The sequence below is a fragment of the Providencia rettgeri genome (assembly GCF_023205015.1).
Classification (GTDB): domain Bacteria; phylum Pseudomonadota; class Gammaproteobacteria; order Enterobacterales; family Enterobacteriaceae; genus Providencia; species Providencia rettgeri_E.
This window is the reverse complement of record NZ_CP096258.1, coordinates 1,036,844-1,055,297: the sequence shown is the minus strand read 5'-3', so window position 1 is coordinate 1,055,297 and position 18,454 is coordinate 1,036,844. Positions and strand designations below refer to the sequence as shown.

Here is an 18,454-nt window from a genome sequence, read left to right as displayed (position 1 = left end):
ATGAAGTTCAACTTCAGTGAATCTAAAGGGAAAAGTGAATTATTTAAGTAATAACTATGTTCAAAATAATTCGAATTGTAGGAAGGTGGCAATTGAAGTGGTTCTAGGCCACATACACAAGTATGTGACCCAAATAGCCGAAAGAAGCCAACACAGCTAGAGTTCGAAATATGACGAAAATTTAGGCGCTCTTTCTCTTATCAGCAGCGATATTACTGTAATCTGGGCTCTCTAAAGCGATTAACTCATCCAACAATGCAGTCAATTGCTGCATTTTTTCTGGCGAGAAAGCCTGCTCAATTTTTTGATAGCCTTCTTCCACTTCCTGCCGAGCTTTGTCGTACAACTCTTGCCCTGCCGGTGTCAAAGAGACATATAATTTTCGCTGATCATTCAATGGTTTTAAGCGGAAAATTAAACCTTCGCGCTCCATGCGGGTTAAGATCCCCGTTAAACTTGGCCGCAGAATACAGGTTTGGACTGATAATTCATGAAAATCAATTGAACGCTTATCAGCTAAAACTCGAATGATACGCCATTGCTGTTCAGTCAAATTATACGACTTTAATATCGGTCGAAAAAAACCCATTGCGGTTTCCCTTGCCTGCAATAATGCAATTGTCAATGATTCATGCATAAGCTTAAAACTCACCACTTAATTAACGTTATTTAGCCCAGTTTAGGTATTTTATGGCGGCTGCCACAGTGCTTTATTGGCACAATGCTTTAGTGAACCCGTTGATTATCACCATAAATTTCCACATCGCCAATTTGCCTTATTTAAGAGTAGCACGGCCAAATAACAATCTCAAAGAAAAACCCTAAAATATTAATGAGTAAATAATTTAAAACCCAACTTTAAAGTTAATTTTTTGTAAACTAAAAAAAAATTGAAAAATAATAATTTTATTTATAACAACACCTTACAGAAAGACAGTTCAATTATGTTAATGAGATCACAATTAAAATTAACATTTCCATAAACCTATTGCTAATTTAAAAATTATACTTTATTAATATGTTAATAATTACTCGAAAGTTGAATTCTTTTCATTAAGGAGTTGTCAATGAAAGGCACTGTATTTGCCATTGCCCTCAATCATCAAAGCCAGCTTAGCCATTGGCTTGAGGCATTCCAGCAAGCCCCTTATAAGACCCCACCCAAAACCCCGGTGTGGTTTATTAAGCCGCGTAATACGCGTATCAATTCAGGCGAGCAAATTTTGCACCCTGTAGGTGAAGAAGTACAAAGTGGCGCTACGCTAGCCTTGGTGATAGGAAAAAATGCACGCAAAGTCAGTCAAGCTGATGCTCATCAGTATATTGCTGGGTTTGCACTGGCAAATGAAGTGAGCTTGCCAGAAGACACCTTCTATCGCCCTGCCATTAAAGCAAAATGCCGTGATACTTTCTGCCCAATTGGCAAAATGGTCGCAACGTCATTAAATACGCCTGTCGATATCATCACCCTAGTAAATGGCAAAGAAGTAGATCGCTGGTCAACTAAAGATCTGATCCGCGATGCTAGCGAGTTAGTGGCTGCATTAAGTGACTTTGCCACCTTAAAGCAAGGGGATGTGATCCTACTCGGCACACCACAGCAACGTGTCACCATCAAACCCGGTGATGACGTGGTTATCCAAGCGGAAGGCTTTCCTAGCCTGAAAAATACCGTTGTGGCAGCAGGAGGAAAATAATGTCTACTATAACAAAACGCGCCAAAATCCTTTTTAAAGGCACTGAATATTCCGTCACTGTTGGTGATAACGAAGCCATTACATTACCTAATGGGGATGTGATCGCGGGTGATTCTCCTGATGTTGAATGGTTACCCCCTGCTCAAGGGACGTTATTTGCCCTTGGTTTGAACTATGCAGACCATGCTGCCGAATTAGAATTTAAGCCGCCTGAAGAACCTTTAATTTTCTTAAAGGCAGAAAGTAGCTTAACAGGTCACCGCCAAGTTTCTGTTCGCCCTGATAATGTTGAATATATGCATTATGAGTCTGAGTTAGTGGTGGTGATTGGAAAAACGGCTCATAAGGTCTCAAGAGAAGATGCCATGGATTATGTCGCAGGCTACACCGTGTGTAATGACTATGCGATCCGTGACTATTTAGAGAACTATTATCGCCCAAATTTACGTGTTAAGAGCCGCGATACCTTAACGCCGATCGGCCCTTGGATCGTCGATAAAGACGCCATTAAAGATCCCCATAACTTGGCTTTATACACCTATGTTAATGGTGAATTACGTCAAAAAGGCACCACGGCCGATCTCATTTTCGATATTCCATTTTTAATTGCTTACCTCAGTGACTTTATGACACTGCAACCGGGAGACATGATTGCGACGGGGACACCAAAAGGGCTGTCTGACGTGGTACCGGGTGACGAAGTCATTGTTGAAGTTGAAGGCGTTGGCAGATTGGTCAACACCATTATCAGCGAAAAAGAGTATGAGGAACGTGTGTAATGACTAAGATTAATCATTGGATCAACGGTAAAAACGTTGCTAGCAAAGAGTATTTTCAAACCACCAACCCAGCAACTGGCGAAGTACTCGCTGAAGTCGCTTCGGGTGGGCAAGATGAAATCAATCAAGCCGTCGCCGCAGCAAAAGACGCATTTCCCAAATGGGCTAATACCCCAATGAAAGAACGTGCCCGCTTAATGCGCCGTCTGGGCGAATTAATCGATGAAAACGTTCCTCAAATTGCGGAAATGGAAACCAAAGACACTGGTTTACCTATTCATCAAACCAAAAATGTGTTGATCCCTCGTGCTTCACACAACTTTGAATTCTTTGCTGAAATTTGCCAACAAATGAATGGTCGCACCTATCCGGTTGACGACAAAATGATGAACTACACCCTGATCCAACCTGTCGGTGTATGTGGGTTAATCTCCCCATGGAACGTGCCATTTATGACCGCAACGTGGAAAACCGCCCCATGTTTAGCACTGGGTAATACTGCGGTTCTCAAAATGTCTGAACTGTCTCCACTCTCTGCCAACCGTTTAGGGGAATTAGCGCTTGAGGCAGGCATCCCTGCTGGCGTCCTGAACGTCGTCCAAGGTTATGGCGCAACAGCAGGTGATGCGCTGGTGAAACATCACGATGTGCGCGCAGTATCATTCACCGGAGGTACGGCAACAGGCCGCACCATTATGCAAAACGCAGGGCTGAAAAAATATTCAATGGAATTGGGTGGTAAATCCCCAGTTCTGATTTTTGAAGATGCGGATATTGAACGCGCAATGGATGCTGCGCTGTTTACGATTTTCTCTATCAATGGTGAACGTTGCACCGCAGGCTCCCGTATTTTCATTCAAGAAAGCATTTACCCTGAGTTTGTAAAACGTTTTGCTGAACGCGCAAACCGCCTGATCGTCGGTGACCCGAACGATCCGAAAACACAAGTCGGTGCCTTGATCAGCCAGCAACACTGGAACAAAGTGTCCGGTTATATTCGCATTGGTATGGAAGAAGGCGCAACCCTGTTAGCGGGTGGCCCAGATAAGCCAACGGATCTTCCTGAACACCTGAAAAATGGTCATTTCTTGCGCCCAACCGTTCTGGCGGATGTCGATAACCGCATGCGTGTTGCTCAAGAAGAGATCTTTGGACCCGTCGCTTGTTTGATCCCATTCAAGACTGAAGAAGATGGTCTCCGTATGGCGAACGATGTGGAGTACGGTCTGGCCTCGTACATTTGGACGCAAGATGTCAGCAAGATCTTACGCCTTTCTCGCAGTATCGAAGCAGGTATGGTGTTTGTAAATACCCAAAACGTGCGTGACTTACGTCAACCATTCGGTGGTGTCAAAGCCTCTGGTGTTGGCCGTGAAGGTGGTGAATACAGCTTCGAAGTGTTCGCAGAAATGAAGAACGTCTGTATCTCCTACGGAGACCACAACATCCCTCGCTGGGGTGTATAGGTTACTGAAAACAGTTTTTATTCAATTAGTCAATTAAACAACCTGTAATAATTTGAACTGTAAATGATTCATAAAAAATTAATAGCTACAACAAATAATTGGTAATGCGTTCCTTACCCTAAATAGTTTGAGTTGTAGCTAGGCGGCAAGCGAAATCATCCCTATGAGCATACATAAGTATGTGATTAGGGTGGTTTTGTGAAGCCAACACCGCTACAGCTCAAAATATAACGGGTAAGAGAGGATGAAATGGGTAAATTGGCACTCGCCGCAAAAATAACACACGTCCCATCCATGTACCTATCAGAACTACCAGGTAAAAATTTTGGATGTCGCCAAGCCGCTATCGATGGGCACAAAGAAATCAGCCGTCGTTGCCGTGAATTAGGCGTTGATACCATTATTGTTTTTGATACACACTGGTTAGTCAACAGCGCCTATCACATTAACTGTGCGGATCATTTCAAAGGTATTTACACCAGTAATGAACTTCCACATTTCATTCGCGATATGGAATATGAATATGATGGGAACTCGGTATTAGGCCAAATGATTGGTGAAGAAGCACGTAAATTAGGCGTTCGTGCTCAAGCTCATGAAATCCCAAGCTTAACCCTCGAATATGCGACATTAGTGCCTATGCGCTACATGAATAGTGACCGCCACTTTAAAGTTATCTCAATTTCAGCATTCTGTACTTCTCATAGTTTTGAAGACAGCCGCAAATTAGGTGAAGCCGTACTGACTGCTATTGAAAAATACGATGGAACCGTTGCAGTACTGGCGAGCGGGTCATTATCACACCGTTTTATTGATGACCAAAAAGCCGAAGACGGTATGAATAGCTACACACGTGAATTTGATGAGCAAATGGATAAACGCGTCGTCAAACTTTGGCGTGAAGGCCGTTTTGGAGAGTTCTGCAAAATGTTGCCTGAGTATGCCGATTACTGCTATGGCGAAGGCCATATGCACGACACCGTGATGCTGTTAGGTATGTTAGGTTGGGATAAATACGCTGAAAAAGTGGAAGTTTTAACTGACTTGTTTGCCAGCTCAGGCACCGGGCAAATTAATGCCGTGTTCCCGCTTCCTAGCTATATCACTGATAAACAAGCTGCCAACGCATAAGGAACGGTTATGCCTCATTTTTATGCGGAATGTACAGAAAACATTCGTGAAGAAGCGAAACTTCCAGAGCTGTTTGCTCAAGTGAATGAAGCCCTTGCTGCTACCGGTATTTTTCCATTAGGCGGCATTCGTAGCCGTGCAATTTGGCTAGATACTTGGCAAATGGCTGATGGCAAACACGATTATGCATTTGTCCATATGACGCTAAAAATCGGTGCCGGGCGCTCTCTTGAAGATAGGCAAAAAACGGGGGAAATGATTTTCGACCTGATCAAAGTCCATTTTGCCGATTTAATGGCAAAACGCTATCTGGCGCTGTCTTTTACCATGGAAGAGCTTGATCCTGTTTTAAATTATAAACAGAACAATGTTCATGCCTTGTTTAAGGACTAAGAGTTTAAAGCTTTATTCTTCATTTTATTGAGAGGGCAAGATGGTTAAAAATTTCGATAAACACATACCGCACTATTTGATCCCATTACTGGGGTCACTCGTGGCATTCGGTCCATTGTCTATCGATATGTACCTTCCAGCCCTTCCTCAAATGGGAATGGCATTACACGCCACCCAAGGGCAAATGCAGTACACCCTTGGCGCCTTTTTTGCTGGCTTCTGCGTGGGAATGCTGTTTTATGGCCCATTAAGTGACCTTCTTGGCCGGCGGAAAATGTTGTTAAGTGGCCTTGCCATTTTCACTATTGCCAGTTTGTTATGCGCACAAGCCACCAACGCAAATACCTTGATTGTATTCCGAGCGCTGCAAGCTTTTGGTAGTGGAGCGGCCATTGTTATGGCTAGAGCGATTGCAAGGGATGTTTATCCTGCCCATGAGCTACCTAAAGTACTGTCATTAATGACACTTGTGACCATGATAGCCCCGCTACTGGCACCACTTTTAGGGGGGTTTTTACTTGTTCATTTTCAGTGGCAAGTGATTTTTTACTTATTAGCGTTGATTGGCTTAGCTTCGGTGTGTGCGATTTTTTTCTTGCTCCCTGAAACGCTAACTCACCAGCGCGATTCTGAAAATATCCTTTGTGTCGCCTTCAAGAATTATGCGCAGGTGCTCACAGACCGAGAAGCACTGAGTATTATTGGCACTATGGCATTCTCTTTTGCCGGTATGTTTGCCTTTATTAGTGGTTCACCGTTTGTGTACATCAATTATTTCGGTGTTTCTGAACAACATTATGGTTTGCTGTTCGGCTGTAACATCTTGGGGATGATTGTCATGTTGTTGCTGAACGTTAAACTGCTAAAAACCTATAGTTTAACGCGCATACTGACTATGCAAAGTGGGTTTCAATTAGCGTTTGGTCTGCTGTTACTCCTATTTTACCAACAAAGTTTGCCCATAATTGTTATTCTAGTCGTGCTGTTCTTATCGATGGTCAATGCTATCGGCACCAACAGTTTGTCACTCTTACTGCAACATCGCGGGAAAATCGCAGGAAGTGCCAGTGCACTTGCGATTTCCATTCAGTTTGCCTTAGCGGCTGTCGCCAGCGTTGCAGTTTCTGTATTACAAGATGAATCCCCATTCGCTATGGCACTTGTTATGGCGCTGTGTGCCGGGTTAAGTTTTGTTAGCCAACAGCTATCAGCTAAAAATATCCGCCCACAAGTCCAATCAGTGTCTTCGGAGAACAACGAAAAATGAGCATAAATACCAATTCTACATTATTTCGCCAACAAGCTTATATCAACGGCCAATGGGTTGATGCCCAAAATAAAGGTGTGTTTGAGGTCACTAACCCTGCAAATAATGCGGTTATCGCTAACGTCAGCAATGTCGGTGCGTTAGAGACCCAACAAGCTATCGAAGCCGCAGAAAAAGCACTCCCCGCATGGCGCGCTAAAACCGCCAAAGAGCGTAGCCAAATTTTAAACAAATGGTTCCGTTTAATGATGGATAACCAAAAGGAATTGGCTGAATTACTCAGTGCTGAACAAGGTAAGTCGATCACTGAATCGATGGGAGAAATTGCCTATGGTGCCAGCTTTATTGAGTGGTTTGCAGAAGAAGGTAAACGTGTGTATGGGGAAACCATCCCATCACCTTTACCGGGGCGTCGCCTTGTGACGATAAAACAACCTGTGGGTGTGGTTGCGGCCATTACACCATGGAATTTTCCAAATGCCATGATCACTCGCAAAGTCGGCCCCGCATTAGCAGCAGGCTGTACGATGGTATTAAAACCCGCGGCAGAAACACCATTATCTGCATTAGCGTTGGCAGCGTTAGGGGAAGAAGCGGGTATTCCTGCTGGTGTGTTTAACATTGTTCCAGGTACGGATGCTAAAGCTATTGGTGGCGTGATGACTTCAAGCCCAATTGTTCGCAAACTCACATTTACGGGCTCAACGCGAGTCGGTAAGTTGCTGATGGAACAGTGCGCCAATACGGTCAAAAAGATGTCTCTGGAACTCGGTGGTAACGCACCATTTATCGTGTTTGATGATGCCGATTTAGATGCAGCCGTACAAGGTGCGTTAGCGGCTAAATTCCGCAACAGTGGGCAAACCTGTGTATGTGCTAACCGTATCTTAGTCCAAGAAGGCGTTTACGATGAATTTGCAACTCGTTTAGCAAAAGCCGTGAATGAGCTGAAAATTGGCCCTGCGACACAAGCTGACTCCCAGCAAGGCCCTCTGATTAACCAAGCCGCGGTCGATAAAGTCACAGAACATATTGCGGATGCGGTTTCCCACGGTGCAAAAGTCATCGCTGGGGGCAAACCGGCAAAATTAGGGGGGCTGTTCTTTGAGCCTACCGTTATCACTGGCGTCACTGAAGCCATGAAAGTCGCTAAAGAAGAAACATTCGGCCCACTGGCACCTTTATTTAAATTCCGCGATGAGCAAGAAGCGATTGCTCTGGCAAATGATACTGAATTTGGCTTGGCATCTTATTTCTATTCAAAAGATATCGGTCGTATCTACCGTGTTGCAGAGGCATTAGAAAGCGGCATGGTGGGTATCAATGAAGGCATTATTTCAAACGAAGTAGCCCCATTTGGTGGTATTAAGCAGTCTGGTCTGGGGCGTGAAGGTTCACGCTACGGAATTGAAGATTATTTGGAAGTGAAATACCTCTGCTTTGGTGGTCTTTCCAATTAGTTAAATTGAGTACCGCTGGGTACGCATTCAATTTACACCTTGAATAGTTCGAGTGGCAGCGAAGCGCTTTAGTGCAGCGCTGCTCTCGAAATAGAATAGGTGAATAGGAGTATTAACAGCATGTTACAAAAAGATGTAATCTCACAAATCGCACAGCGCCTAAATCAGGCTGAAAAGTCACGTGAGCAAATTCGTCAAATATCCCTCGATCACCCAGAAATGACGATCGATGACGCTTATGCTATTCAAAAAGAGTGGGTTGGCGTGAAAATTGCTGAAGGACGTGTGCTCAAAGGCCATAAGATTGGGTTAACATCCAAAGCCATGCAAGCAAGTTCACAAATTGATGAACCTGATTACGGTGCGCTTCTTGACGATATGTTTTTTGATGATGGCTGTGATATTCCAACAGACCGCTTTATCGTGCCACGTATTGAAGTTGAATTAGCCTTCGTACTCGCAAAGCCATTACGTGGGCCAAACTGCACCATCTTTGATGTGTATAACGCCACTGACTATGTGATCCCAGCCCTTGAGCTGATCGATGCGCGTTGTCACAACATCGACCCTGAGACCAATCGACCACGTAAAGTGTTCGATACCATTTCAGATAACGCAGCGAATGGCGCGGTGATTTTAGGTGGCCGACCAATCAAACCACGCGATTTGGATATGCGCTGGATTAGCGCCCTGCTCTATCGTAATGGCGTCATTGAAGAATCTGGCGTAGCCGCTGCTGTACTCAATCACCCAGCGAATGGCGTGGCATGGCTAGCCAATAAATTAGCACCGCATAATGTGCAACTTGAGCCAGGCCAAATTATCTTAGGTGGCTCATTTACACGCCCTGTTCCTGCTCGTAAAGGTGATGTGTTTCACGTTGATTACGGCAATATGGGTTCAATTAGCTGCCGCTTCGTGTAAGGAAAATGGCATGGATATTTTAGAAAATAAATTTAAAAAAGCGCTAAAAAGTGGGCAACCACAAATTGGTTTATGGCTTGGCTTGTGCAGCCCATATAGTGCTGAGTTACTTGCTGGTGCAGGCTTTGACTGGTTACTAATTGATGGTGAACATGCACCAAATAATGTGCAAACGACATTATCTCAATTACAAGCGATTGCTCCCTACCCTTCACAACCCGTGGTACGCCCACCTTGGAATGATCCGGTCATTATTAAGCAATTACTGGATATTGGCGCACAAACGTTGTTGCTGCCAATGGTACAAAACGCAGAGCAAGCCAAACAAGCGGTACGCGCAACACGCTATCCACCAGCGGGTATACGCGGTGTCGGCAGTGCTTTAGCACGTGCTTCCCGTTGGAACCGAGTGCCTAATTATTTAACCCGTGCCAATGATGAAATGTGTGTGATAGTACAGGTTGAAACTCGTGAAGCCATGAATAACCTTCCCGAGATCCTAAAAGTTGAAGGCGTCGATGGTGTGTTTATCGGCCCTGCAGATCTTAGTGCGGATATGGGCTTTTCAGGGAACCCTAACCACCCTGAAGTCAAAGCCGCAATCGAAAAGGCAATTTTACAAATTCGTGAGGCTGGCTTGGCACCCGGTATTTTGATGGCAGCCCCAGATGTGGCTGAACATTATCTGAAACTCGGCGCACTATTTGTTGCCGTCGGGGTTGATACCACGCTACTGGCTCGTACCGCAGAAGCGCTAGCCGCAAAGTTTGGTAAAACCGTCTCAGAGGTGACTTCAAGTACACCAAGCGTTTATTAATTACACTATCTCTAAATAAGTTAATTTTAACCCTACAGACAAATAACTTAATTAGATAAATAAGAAATCAATATCGCAACATTGGGCAGACAGCACCATGACTGCCTACTCGTCCCTTGTACCTATAATAATCTGTAAAAGAAAGAATTGAGGGCCCTACAATATGAGTAATCAACAACTTGCAAGCACTAACCCTGCTGAACAACATAAAAATTTAACCGAGCCGCAGCAACGGGTAATTAATAAATTATTTAAACGTTTGATTGTTTTTTTATTTGTGCTATTTGTTTTTTCCTTCTTAGACCGTATTAATATTGGCTTTGCGGGTCTAACCATGGGGAAAGACATCGGTCTAACGTCCACCATGTTCGGCTTAGCGGCTACCTTGTTTTACGCCACTTACGTGATTTTTGGTATTCCCAGTAACATTATGTTGGGGATTGTTGGCGCTCGCCGTTGGATAGCCACCATCATGGTACTTTGGGGGATCGCATCTACGGCTACCATGTTTGCCACAGGGCCAACGAGCTTATACGTCCTGCGGATGTTAGTGGGAGTCGCAGAGGCGGGCTTCCTACCTGGGATTTTAGTTTATCTGACTTACTGGTTCCCGGCCTATTTCCGCGCTCGTGCTAATGCTTTGTTTATGATTGCGATGCCTGTCACCATGGCATTCGGTTCACTCGCATCCGGTTATATTCTAGGTATGGATGGCATTTTAAACCTAAAAGGTTGGCAATGGCTGTTCCTGCTGGAAGGCTTCCCATCCGTGATCCTCGGTGTGTTGGTTTGGTTCTACCTTGATGATTCGCCAAAGAAAGCCAAATGGCTGACCCAAGAAGACAAAGACACACTGCAAGAAATGATGGACCAAGATCAGCTAGAGCTTGTGCAGCCGCATGGCTCCAAAAGCCATACCGCATTGCAGAACAAAAGCTTATGGAAAGAAATTTTCACCCCAGTGATCTTGATGTACACCGTTGCTTATTTCTGTTTAACCAATACATTAAGTGCGATTAATATTTGGACACCGCAGATCATGCAAAGCTTCAATGAAGGCAGTAGTAATGCCATGATTGGGCTATTAACCGCTATCCCACAATTTTGTACTATTCTCGGGATGATCTATTGGAGTCGTCGCTCTGATAGATTACAAGAACGGAAAATGCATACCGCTTTACCGTATTTATTTGCGGCTGCCGGCTGGGTTCTCGCTGCGATGACAAGCCATCCCGTCATTCAATTAATTGGTATTATTATGGCCTCAACGGGTTCATTTACTGCGATGGCCGTGTTCTGGACAACCCCAGACCAATCAATCAGTTTACGTGCTCGTGCCATCGGTATTGCGGTTATCAACGCAACGGGTAATATAGGTTCTGCCGTCAGTCCACTGTTAATTGGTTGGCTAAAAGACCAAACCGGTAGCTTTAACTCAGGCCTCTATTTTGTGGCTGGTTTGCTGGTGGTCGGCGCGCTGTTAGTCATTGCTATCCCAATGAAAAACTCAAGACCAAGGGCAACACCTTAAAAATGTAAGGTTTAATAAATTAGAGTGCTGTAACTCAATAACCATGGATATTGCTCAAAATAATTTGGCTTGCAGCTAGGCGGCAAGCAAGCTAATCCCTAGGAGCATACACGAGTATGTGACTAGGGTTAGCATGTGAAGCCAACAACGCTGCGGGCCAAAGAATGAAGAGCAATTCGAGTTGCAGCTAAGCGGCAAGCAAGCTAATCCCTAGGAGCATACTGAAGTATGTGACTAGGGTTGGCTTGTGAGGCCAACAACGCTGCAAGCCGAAGAATGAAGGGTAACTCAACTTTAATTACGAATATTGACATCAGTACAGACTACGACGAAACCCAAGGCACCGACGACGTCCATTACCAAACCTTTGGCAATATGGCGGCCTTCTTTGGTCGTGATATGCAAGCGCATCGCCATGACGGTTTCTTCCAATTGCACTATTTGGTTACGGGCCATATTACTTTGCAGCTCGATGAGTCGCGCTATTCCGTTCAAGCCCCATTATTTATTCTTACGCCTCCATCCGTTGCCCATGCATTTTTCACTCAAGAAGACACTGATGGCCATGTATTAACCGTAAGACAGGATTTAATTACGCCATTACTGGGGTCGTTATACCCAGCAAATCCCGACTTAGTGGATATTCCAGCTATATGTTTATCTGTTGCTGATAAACCTGATGATATCGATACCTTTAACCATTACTGGGCATTGATGGCACGTGAATCGGCTAATAACTATATAGGTAAAGACCAAGCCCTCGCTTCTTTAGCCCAAGCGTTATTTACGTTTCTGCTGCGCTCGATTCCACTTGATGAACACCCAACAACGGGGGTTAGAGGCGAACATCGTCTATTCCAGCGGTTTAATCAGCTTATTGACTTGCATTATCATGAACACCTTGCAGTACCTGAATATGCCAAAAAACTTGATGTCACAGAGTCACGCCTTAAAGATATGTGCCGGCGGTTTGCTAACCGGCCACCGAAAAGATTGATTTTTGACCGAATATTACGTGAAGCTAAACGAATGTTGTTATTTTCCGATAGCCCTGTTTCTGAGATTGCTTACCAACTCGGTTTCAAAGACCCCGCCTATTTTGCGCGGTTTTTTAACCGGTTAGTCGGGTGCTCTCCGAGCCTATGGCGAGAACAAAATATTCATTAAAAGAGATCCTTAGTGATTTTATTCTTATATTTAGATAAAAAATCATCAAGCCTCTCTATTTACATATCAAACCATCTTTCCTCTGTCCCTACAAACTATCACCCCTCAAAATATTTTACATTTTAAAAACATTTTTGATGTTTTATACATTTTGTTTTAATTTTATAAAAATGCCAACAGTGCTTAACTAAAAGTGAATTATCAGGTTAAAAAAAGAACAATAACATACTAAAACAAAATACAACATTAACATAGAAATAAACCAACTTAACAATTACAATCAATACGTTATATACACCATAAAGCATTATATTAATATTAAAACATCGAGATGATCACATTTCTCCCACAAAAATCGCCTTTCAACGAAAAGTACCAGTGAACCTTTAGAAAGTCTCTTTAAAACCTCCTCGTAAAGCGATTCAATTAAGAAACACAAAACAAACATAAAATTAACATATTTAGCTTGCAGCCTTTGTGCCCTATCAATGCAAGCCCTCATTGTGAGATAACGAGGTAGACATGAAACCAGAAGATTTTCGTTCCGATGCTAAACGCCCTTTTAATGGCCAAGAATATTTAAAAAGCTTACAAGATGGCCGCGAAATCTATATTTATGGCGAGCGCGTAAAAGACGTCACCACTCACCCTGCTTTTCGTAATTCAGCTGCTTCTATAGGACAATTATATGATGCGCTTCATGATAAAACGACTCATGACCAACTTTGCTGGAACACCGACACAGGCAACGGTGGATACACTCACAAATTCTTCCGCTTCGCTAAAAGTGCCGATGAACTGCGCCAACAGCGTGACGCTATCGCAGATTGGTCACGTCAGAGCTACGGATGGATGGGACGCACTCCAGACTATAAGGCGGCATTCGCCAGCTGTTTAGGTGCAAACCCTGAATATTATGGTCAATTTGCAGATAACGCGCGCAATTGGTACAAGCGCATTCAAGAAAGCGGCCTGTACTTTAACCATGCGATTGTTAACCCGCCAATCGACCGCCATAAGCCTGCTGATGAAGTGAAAGATGTTTATATCAAACTCGAAAAAGAAACAGATGCAGGGATTATTGTCAGTGGAGCCAAAGTCGTTGCGACTAACTCGGCATTGACGCATTACAATTTTATCGGTTTTGGTTCCGCACAAGTGATGGGCGATAACCCTGACTTTGCCCTGATGTTTGTTGCACCAATGGATGCAGATGGCGTGAAGTTAATCTCACGTGCATCTTATGAATTAGTGGCTGGTGCCACTGGCGCACCATTTGATTACCCATTATCAAGCCGTTTCGATGAGAATGATGCCATTCTCGTTATGGATCACGTGTTAATCCCATGGGAAAACGTGCTAATTTATCGTGATTTCGACCGTGCACGTAATTGGGCAGTTCAAGGTGGTTTTGCACGTTTATTCCCATTACAAGCTTGTGTCCGCTTAGCGGTTAAATTAGACTTCATTACCGGATTGTTACAAAAAAGTTTAGAATGTACAGGTGTTATTGATTTCCGTGGTGTACAGGCCGATCTCGGTGAAGTGGTCGCGTGGCGCAATCTGTTCTGGTCATTAACCGATGCAATGACCTCTGAAGCGCAAGCATGGGAAGGCGGTGCTTATCTACCAGATACACAAGCCATCCAAACTTACCGTGTTATGGCACCAATGGCTTACACCAAAATCAAGAATATCATTGAAAGTAACGTGACAAGTGGCCTGATTTACCTACCATCAAGCGTTCGTGATATGAATAATCCAGAAATTGATAAGTATTTAGCTAAATATGTTCGCGGCTCTAATGGGATGGATCACGTTGAACGTATCAAGATCCTTAAACTTATGTGGGATGCAATCGGTAGTGAATTTGGTGGCCGCCACGAACTGTATGAAATTAACTACGCAGGGAGCCAAGATGAAATTCGCCTGCAATGTCTGCGTCATGCATACGGTTCTGGCAATATGAAAGCCATGACAGATATGGTTGATCGCTGTTTATCAGACTACGATCAACACGGATGGAAACGTCCACACCTGCATAACAACAATGATATTAATCAGTTAGATTCGCTGCTGAAATAATCGGCAGCAGGAGGTCAAAATGTCTTTAGAAAATGAACATCGCCTGCGTTTCAGAGATGCGATGGCAAGTCTTGGTGCAGCAGTCAATATCGTCACCACGGATGGGGCTGAGGGTCGCTGTGGAATCACAGCTACCGCAGTCTGTTCAGTTACAGATACGCCACCCACTTTGATGGTCTGTGTTAACCGCAATAGCGCTATGAATGCGGTATTTCAAAAGAATGGCCGCCTGTGTGTCAACGTGCTAAGCCATGAACAAGAAGACCTCGCATGCCATTTCGCAGGCATGAAAGGTTCAACGATGGAAGAGCGTTTCGGCTGGAGTGTATGGGAAAGTGGTATTTTACAGCAACCCCTGTTAAAAAATGCCCTTGCCAACCTTGAAGGTGAGATCACACAAGTTCAAGATATTGGCACGCATTCTGTCTATATGGTTGAAATGAAACAAATCATTGTACGTGATGAAGGCCATGGCTTAGTCTATTTCAAACGTAGATTCCACCCTGTTATGCACCAAATACTTGAGCCAACCGCTTAATTGCTAAAGTATTTAGATTAAATAGCCTCTTATCTTTGGGGCTATTTTTTTATATACCATGATTTCACTAAAATAATAGTGACCTAATAACTTCCCCCCCATAAAATGTTTCATCTTGAAATTTCTTTTACCTATATTAGCTATTTTATAATAACATTAAAAAATAGCATTATTCTGAAAAACAAACCACGCTTCCTCTCTTACACATAGCATACGTAAACAAAAACATAACCATTTGATTTTTAATCAAGTTCAAAATTACACCAAATATGCTTAATTGACACAACATAAATAACAGGTATAAACTCAAATAATATAAATATTTTAACTATAAATAGAATCAATCTAAAAATGAACTATTTGATTAATAATCATATTAATTATGACAGTCATCAGGGGCTGTTATATACCGACGATATTAATGATGCCTTAAAGCTAACGACCACGCTAAATCGCTTGTTATTAGTTTTAGTGCAAAACAACCATGATATCGTTGACCGAGAAACCATATTACGCAGGGTTTGGGAGGAACATAACCAAGTTGTCTCTGATAATAACCTAAATAGTAGTGTTTCTGTACTCAGACGCCATTTATCATCTTTTTCTGATGATGAAATTATCACAACTGTACCTAAAGTTGGGTTTAAATTTTCTGCTGGCCTAAAAATTGAGAATGGGCGTGAGGAAATAAATGATAATAGTGATGAATTATTATTTACTACTGACTTGGAAATAACCCCTTCATCGGAAATGCTCGAAGGTACTCAAACCCAAGCGGCTGGAAATAAAAAAAACTACATGTTAAATAACCGATATGTTGAAATTTCACTTATTGGACTCATTATTTTCTGCTTATTATACCTATTTAAAAGTTATTTCTTTGCAAGCCGAACAGAATATCCTGAAGTTGGTCGTATCGATCAATGCAGTATCCGCTACATAAATAGTTATCATAAGCCAGACACCACAACAATCAGCTTTGAAACAATTCAAAATGAACTAACTAAGCTAGATATCGACTGTAAAAAATCGGCAACGGTTTTTTATTATAATGTAGGCATTATTGCCAATGATAAAAATTTATATGATAACTTTTTGTTTTTATCATACTGCCCTACTGTACCTAAAGATAACACAACTGTGAGCTGTGAGAATTTTTATGTCAGATAAATCACCCGTAAAAATATTATTCTTACTAACCATAGCTATAATTTTGGTTTCTGTAAGTTTATATGCTTATCACATCATTAATACTCCCATCATTCCCAACTGCAGGGCAACTGTAAAAATAAACATCTCAGATAGTCGCTCTGATTTAAAAGGCTACTATCTGCTTAGTGTCATTCCTAATGAAAACAAACCTGACCAGCATACTTTTGTTATGAATGGAAGAATCAATAGCGAAGGGGAAAATTATAATATTTCCAGAAAGTACCTAATTAAAAAAGAAACTTTAGGTGATCATTTTTTTTTACGCGTAGAAAATATATTTACAGATCCCGGTGACCAGGCGAAAGGTAAGTTCAATATTCGAGGAGTACCTGAAATTAATCAACTTTACTTTGTAAAAATAAAAAGGTTAAGCGATAAAAATTATATTTTTGAAGAGAATTTCTCTCCTCTTTTTATTTGCACTATCTAATTAGTGGAAAAAAAGCATCCAGATTTTATATCTTGATGCTTTTTTTATTTCTAAAACACGCCACCATATTAAATCACCTTAAAATACCTTAAACCTACAAACATTAAAACATTTCAATTAAAGCAAATTCAGAATAAAAACATTAAAAAACATTAATATAAAATCAACATTAGATTAATATTTCGTTTTTTATTAAAACGGAAGATTTTTATTCCGAAAAACTTAAATTAAGGGTAACATTCTCCTCGTCGAAATGACCACGCTAAAAACTATTTGATGAATACGTTAAGTGTTTTGTGATTATCAAATTTAACTTTTATTTCGATAGCAGTCCCTCTATTTAGAGACCTATTGAAATGAGATATTTACTTTTTTAAGGATGTAACATTATGAAATTGAATAAAATTTCTATTGCTTTTTTATTTGCTGCTTCAACTATATCTACTTCCACTTTAGCTAATGGCTACGGTGGTGAATTACACTTTAGCGGGCAAGTTGTAAACTCACCATGTAATATTGAATCTGAAAGTGTAAAACAAGAAATTCCTTTTGGACAACTTTCTCGTGCTTCATTAGAAGCTGGTAATGCCGCTGAAAAAAATATCTCTATCAAATTAAAAGAATGTAACTTTGATGAATTCAGTAAAGATAAAGACAGTAACTGGGTCGCTGTTAAGGATATCAAAATTACCTTTGGCGGGAAAAGTTATGTAGGTGCTAATAAGGAATTTTTAGGTACTACAGGTACAGCAAGTAACGTAGGCATTCAAATCAAGGATTTTAAATTTGATGAAGCTAAATCAGTTATGAGTCAAATCCGTAATAAAAAAGGTGAAAACGTTTTAGAATTTACCGCATTAGCAAAACGTATTGATACTGCAACAGCAGTAACAGAAGGTGAATTCAACTCTATTGCTGACTTTAAAATTACTTACGAATAATTCCTTATGGGAGGGAATCCCCTCCCTATAAAAGGTTCTTTATGAAAAAAATATATCTTTTATGGATAACTTTGTTCGCTAATTATACTTCTGCCTATATAGAAAATATAGAAAGTAATGATTTTCGCGGTGAAGCATTTTTGAAAGGAAATATTGTTTCATCTCCATGCTCTATAGGAACAGATAGTCAATATCAATATATTGATTATAACTCAGCATCTACAAATACAACCAATACTGACGAAAAAAAAACAGAAACAAGAAAGCCTTTTAATATTAAGTTAAATGACTGTATTAGTAAATTTAATAATAACAAAGGAATGAACATTAAATTTTTTGCGCCACAAGACTCACGTATGGACGCAATTAAACTATCGGGACCAAAAACTGGTGTGTTACTTTATATTTATGATGAAAAAAATAATTTATTACCTCCAAACAAATCATATTCCATTTCAAATAGCTCAATCTATTTTGATGAAAAAACAAAAACCAGTTTTTTAAAATATGAAACAGAAATAAACACCCTAGATAATGAAGCTGAACCTGGTGATTATTTTACCATTATTAAATTTAATATAACTTACGACTAATAAAAAACAGAAATTAACCAATT

The 18,454-nt window shown here is 41.6% G+C and carries 18 protein-coding genes; 17 read left to right on the top strand and 1 reads right to left on the bottom strand.

Features of this window, described 5'->3' with window-relative positions:
• Positions 1-181 precede the first annotated feature (181 nt).
• Positions 182-637, bottom strand: coding sequence for a homoprotocatechuate degradation operon regulator HpaR (gene hpaR, locus M0M83_RS04550; RefSeq protein WP_102139493.1), 456 nt, complete (start codon positions 635-637; stop codon positions 182-184).
• 430 nt (positions 638-1,067) lie between these two features.
• Between hpaR and M0M83_RS04545 the strand changes: the two genes are divergently transcribed.
• From M0M83_RS04545 to M0M83_RS04465, 17 genes are all read left to right on the top strand, one after another.
• Positions 1,068-1,697 carry a fumarylacetoacetate hydrolase family protein gene (locus M0M83_RS04545; RefSeq protein ID WP_248467704.1) on the top strand — a complete coding sequence of 210 codons (630 nt, stop codon included), beginning with the start codon at positions 1,068-1,070 and terminating at the stop codon, positions 1,695-1,697.
• Complete coding sequence (locus tag M0M83_RS04540; RefSeq protein WP_125892088.1) at positions 1,697-2,476, top strand: fumarylacetoacetate hydrolase family protein; 780 nt, start codon at positions 1,697-1,699, stop codon at positions 2,474-2,476. Before M0M83_RS04545 ends, M0M83_RS04540 begins: the two co-directional genes overlap by 1 nt.
• Positions 2,476-3,942: a 5-carboxymethyl-2-hydroxymuconate semialdehyde dehydrogenase gene (gene hpaE, locus M0M83_RS04535; RefSeq protein ID WP_213912907.1), complete on the top strand. Its 1,467-nt coding sequence runs from the start codon at positions 2,476-2,478 to the stop codon at positions 3,940-3,942. The genes M0M83_RS04540 and hpaE overlap by 1 nt, the downstream gene beginning before the upstream one ends.
• Before the next feature lie 249 nt (positions 3,943-4,191).
• A complete protein-coding gene (gene hpaD, locus M0M83_RS04530; RefSeq protein ID WP_248467703.1) occupies positions 4,192-5,073 on the top strand; it encodes a 3,4-dihydroxyphenylacetate 2,3-dioxygenase in 882 nt (293 codons plus the stop codon).
• Positions 5,074-5,082: 9 nt separating this feature from the next.
• Positions 5,083-5,466, top strand: a complete 384-nt coding sequence (locus tag M0M83_RS04525; RefSeq protein ID WP_125892082.1) for a 5-carboxymethyl-2-hydroxymuconate Delta-isomerase — start codon at positions 5,083-5,085, stop codon at positions 5,464-5,466.
• A 40-nt stretch (positions 5,467-5,506) separates the two neighbouring features.
• The gene (locus M0M83_RS04520; RefSeq protein WP_248467702.1) at positions 5,507-6,733 is read left to right on the top strand and encodes a Bcr/CflA family multidrug efflux MFS transporter; all 1,227 of its coding nucleotides are present in this window, start codon (positions 5,507-5,509) and stop codon (positions 6,731-6,733) included.
• Positions 6,730-8,193: an NAD-dependent succinate-semialdehyde dehydrogenase gene (locus M0M83_RS04515; RefSeq protein ID WP_125892078.1), complete on the top strand. Its 1,464-nt coding sequence runs from the start codon at positions 6,730-6,732 to the stop codon at positions 8,191-8,193. Before M0M83_RS04520 ends, M0M83_RS04515 begins: the two co-directional genes overlap by 4 nt.
• Before the next feature lie 120 nt (positions 8,194-8,313).
• Positions 8,314-9,117, top strand: coding sequence for a 2-oxo-hept-4-ene-1,7-dioate hydratase (gene hpaH, locus M0M83_RS04510; RefSeq protein ID WP_125892076.1), 804 nt, complete (start codon positions 8,314-8,316; stop codon positions 9,115-9,117).
• Between the two features lie 10 nt (positions 9,118-9,127).
• Positions 9,128-9,934 (top strand): 4-hydroxy-2-oxoheptanedioate aldolase, encoded by an 807-nt coding sequence (gene hpaI / locus M0M83_RS04505; protein WP_125892074.1) that lies wholly within the window; start codon positions 9,128-9,130, stop codon positions 9,932-9,934.
• 163 nt (positions 9,935-10,097) lie between these two features.
• The gene (gene hpaX / locus M0M83_RS04500) at positions 10,098-11,465 is read left to right on the top strand and encodes a 4-hydroxyphenylacetate permease (RefSeq protein ID WP_213912911.1); all 1,368 of its coding nucleotides are present in this window, start codon (positions 10,098-10,100) and stop codon (positions 11,463-11,465) included.
• Positions 11,466-11,741: 276 nt separating this feature from the next.
• Positions 11,742-12,632: a 4-hydroxyphenylacetate catabolism regulatory protein HpaA gene (hpaA, locus tag M0M83_RS04495; protein WP_102139502.1), complete on the top strand. Its 891-nt coding sequence runs from the start codon at positions 11,742-11,744 to the stop codon at positions 12,630-12,632.
• Between the two features lie 522 nt (positions 12,633-13,154).
• Positions 13,155-14,717, top strand: coding sequence for a 4-hydroxyphenylacetate 3-monooxygenase, oxygenase component (gene hpaB, locus M0M83_RS04490; protein ID WP_125892068.1), 1,563 nt, complete (start codon positions 13,155-13,157; stop codon positions 14,715-14,717).
• 19 nt (positions 14,718-14,736) lie between these two features.
• A complete protein-coding gene (gene hpaC, locus M0M83_RS04485; protein ID WP_125892066.1) occupies positions 14,737-15,255 on the top strand; it encodes a 4-hydroxyphenylacetate 3-monooxygenase, reductase component in 519 nt (172 codons plus the stop codon).
• 351 nt (positions 15,256-15,606) lie between these two features.
• The gene (locus M0M83_RS04480) at positions 15,607-16,425 is read left to right on the top strand and encodes a winged helix-turn-helix domain-containing protein (RefSeq protein ID WP_213912912.1); all 819 of its coding nucleotides are present in this window, start codon (positions 15,607-15,609) and stop codon (positions 16,423-16,425) included.
• A complete protein-coding gene (locus M0M83_RS04475; RefSeq protein ID WP_213912913.1) occupies positions 16,415-16,897 on the top strand; it encodes a hypothetical protein in 483 nt (160 codons plus the stop codon). Before M0M83_RS04480 ends, M0M83_RS04475 begins: the two co-directional genes overlap by 11 nt.
• 389 nt (positions 16,898-17,286) lie before the next feature.
• Positions 17,287-17,838 carry a fimbrial protein gene (locus M0M83_RS04470; protein WP_125892060.1) on the top strand — a complete coding sequence of 184 codons (552 nt, stop codon included), beginning with the start codon at positions 17,287-17,289 and terminating at the stop codon, positions 17,836-17,838.
• Between the two features lie 41 nt (positions 17,839-17,879).
• Positions 17,880-18,431, top strand: a complete 552-nt coding sequence (locus tag M0M83_RS04465; protein WP_213912914.1) for a fimbrial protein — start codon at positions 17,880-17,882, stop codon at positions 18,429-18,431.
• Positions 18,432-18,454 lie beyond the last annotated feature (23 nt).

What these genes read in the sequence shown, in the direction of transcription:
- hpaR (WP_102139493.1), bottom strand. Translation starts at nt 637, where the DNA reads ATGCATGAATCATTGACAATTGCATTATTGCAGGCAAGGGAAACCGCA.
- M0M83_RS04545 (WP_248467704.1), top strand. Translation starts at nt 1,068, where the DNA reads ATGAAAGGCACTGTATTTGCCATTGCCCTCAATCATCAAAGCCAGCTT.
- M0M83_RS04540 (WP_125892088.1), top strand. Translation starts at nt 1,697, where the DNA reads ATGTCTACTATAACAAAACGCGCCAAAATCCTTTTTAAAGGCACTGAA.
- hpaE (WP_213912907.1), top strand. Translation starts at nt 2,476, where the DNA reads ATGACTAAGATTAATCATTGGATCAACGGTAAAAACGTTGCTAGCAAA.
- hpaD (WP_248467703.1), top strand. Translation starts at nt 4,192, where the DNA reads ATGGGTAAATTGGCACTCGCCGCAAAAATAACACACGTCCCATCCATG.
- M0M83_RS04525 (WP_125892082.1), top strand. Translation starts at nt 5,083, where the DNA reads ATGCCTCATTTTTATGCGGAATGTACAGAAAACATTCGTGAAGAAGCG.
- M0M83_RS04520 (WP_248467702.1), top strand. Translation starts at nt 5,507, where the DNA reads ATGGTTAAAAATTTCGATAAACACATACCGCACTATTTGATCCCATTA.
- M0M83_RS04515 (WP_125892078.1), top strand. Translation starts at nt 6,730, where the DNA reads ATGAGCATAAATACCAATTCTACATTATTTCGCCAACAAGCTTATATC.
- hpaH (WP_125892076.1), top strand. Translation starts at nt 8,314, where the DNA reads ATGTTACAAAAAGATGTAATCTCACAAATCGCACAGCGCCTAAATCAG.
- hpaI (WP_125892074.1), top strand. Translation starts at nt 9,128, where the DNA reads ATGGATATTTTAGAAAATAAATTTAAAAAAGCGCTAAAAAGTGGGCAA.
- hpaX (WP_213912911.1), top strand. Translation starts at nt 10,098, where the DNA reads ATGAGTAATCAACAACTTGCAAGCACTAACCCTGCTGAACAACATAAA.
- hpaA (WP_102139502.1), top strand. Translation starts at nt 11,742, where the DNA reads ATGAAGGGTAACTCAACTTTAATTACGAATATTGACATCAGTACAGAC.
- hpaB (WP_125892068.1), top strand. Translation starts at nt 13,155, where the DNA reads ATGAAACCAGAAGATTTTCGTTCCGATGCTAAACGCCCTTTTAATGGC.
- hpaC (WP_125892066.1), top strand. Translation starts at nt 14,737, where the DNA reads ATGTCTTTAGAAAATGAACATCGCCTGCGTTTCAGAGATGCGATGGCA.
- M0M83_RS04480 (WP_213912912.1), top strand. Translation starts at nt 15,607, where the DNA reads ATGAACTATTTGATTAATAATCATATTAATTATGACAGTCATCAGGGG.
- M0M83_RS04475 (WP_213912913.1), top strand. Translation starts at nt 16,415, where the DNA reads ATGTCAGATAAATCACCCGTAAAAATATTATTCTTACTAACCATAGCT.
- M0M83_RS04470 (WP_125892060.1), top strand. Translation starts at nt 17,287, where the DNA reads ATGAAATTGAATAAAATTTCTATTGCTTTTTTATTTGCTGCTTCAACT.
- M0M83_RS04465 (WP_213912914.1), top strand. Translation starts at nt 17,880, where the DNA reads ATGAAAAAAATATATCTTTTATGGATAACTTTGTTCGCTAATTATACT.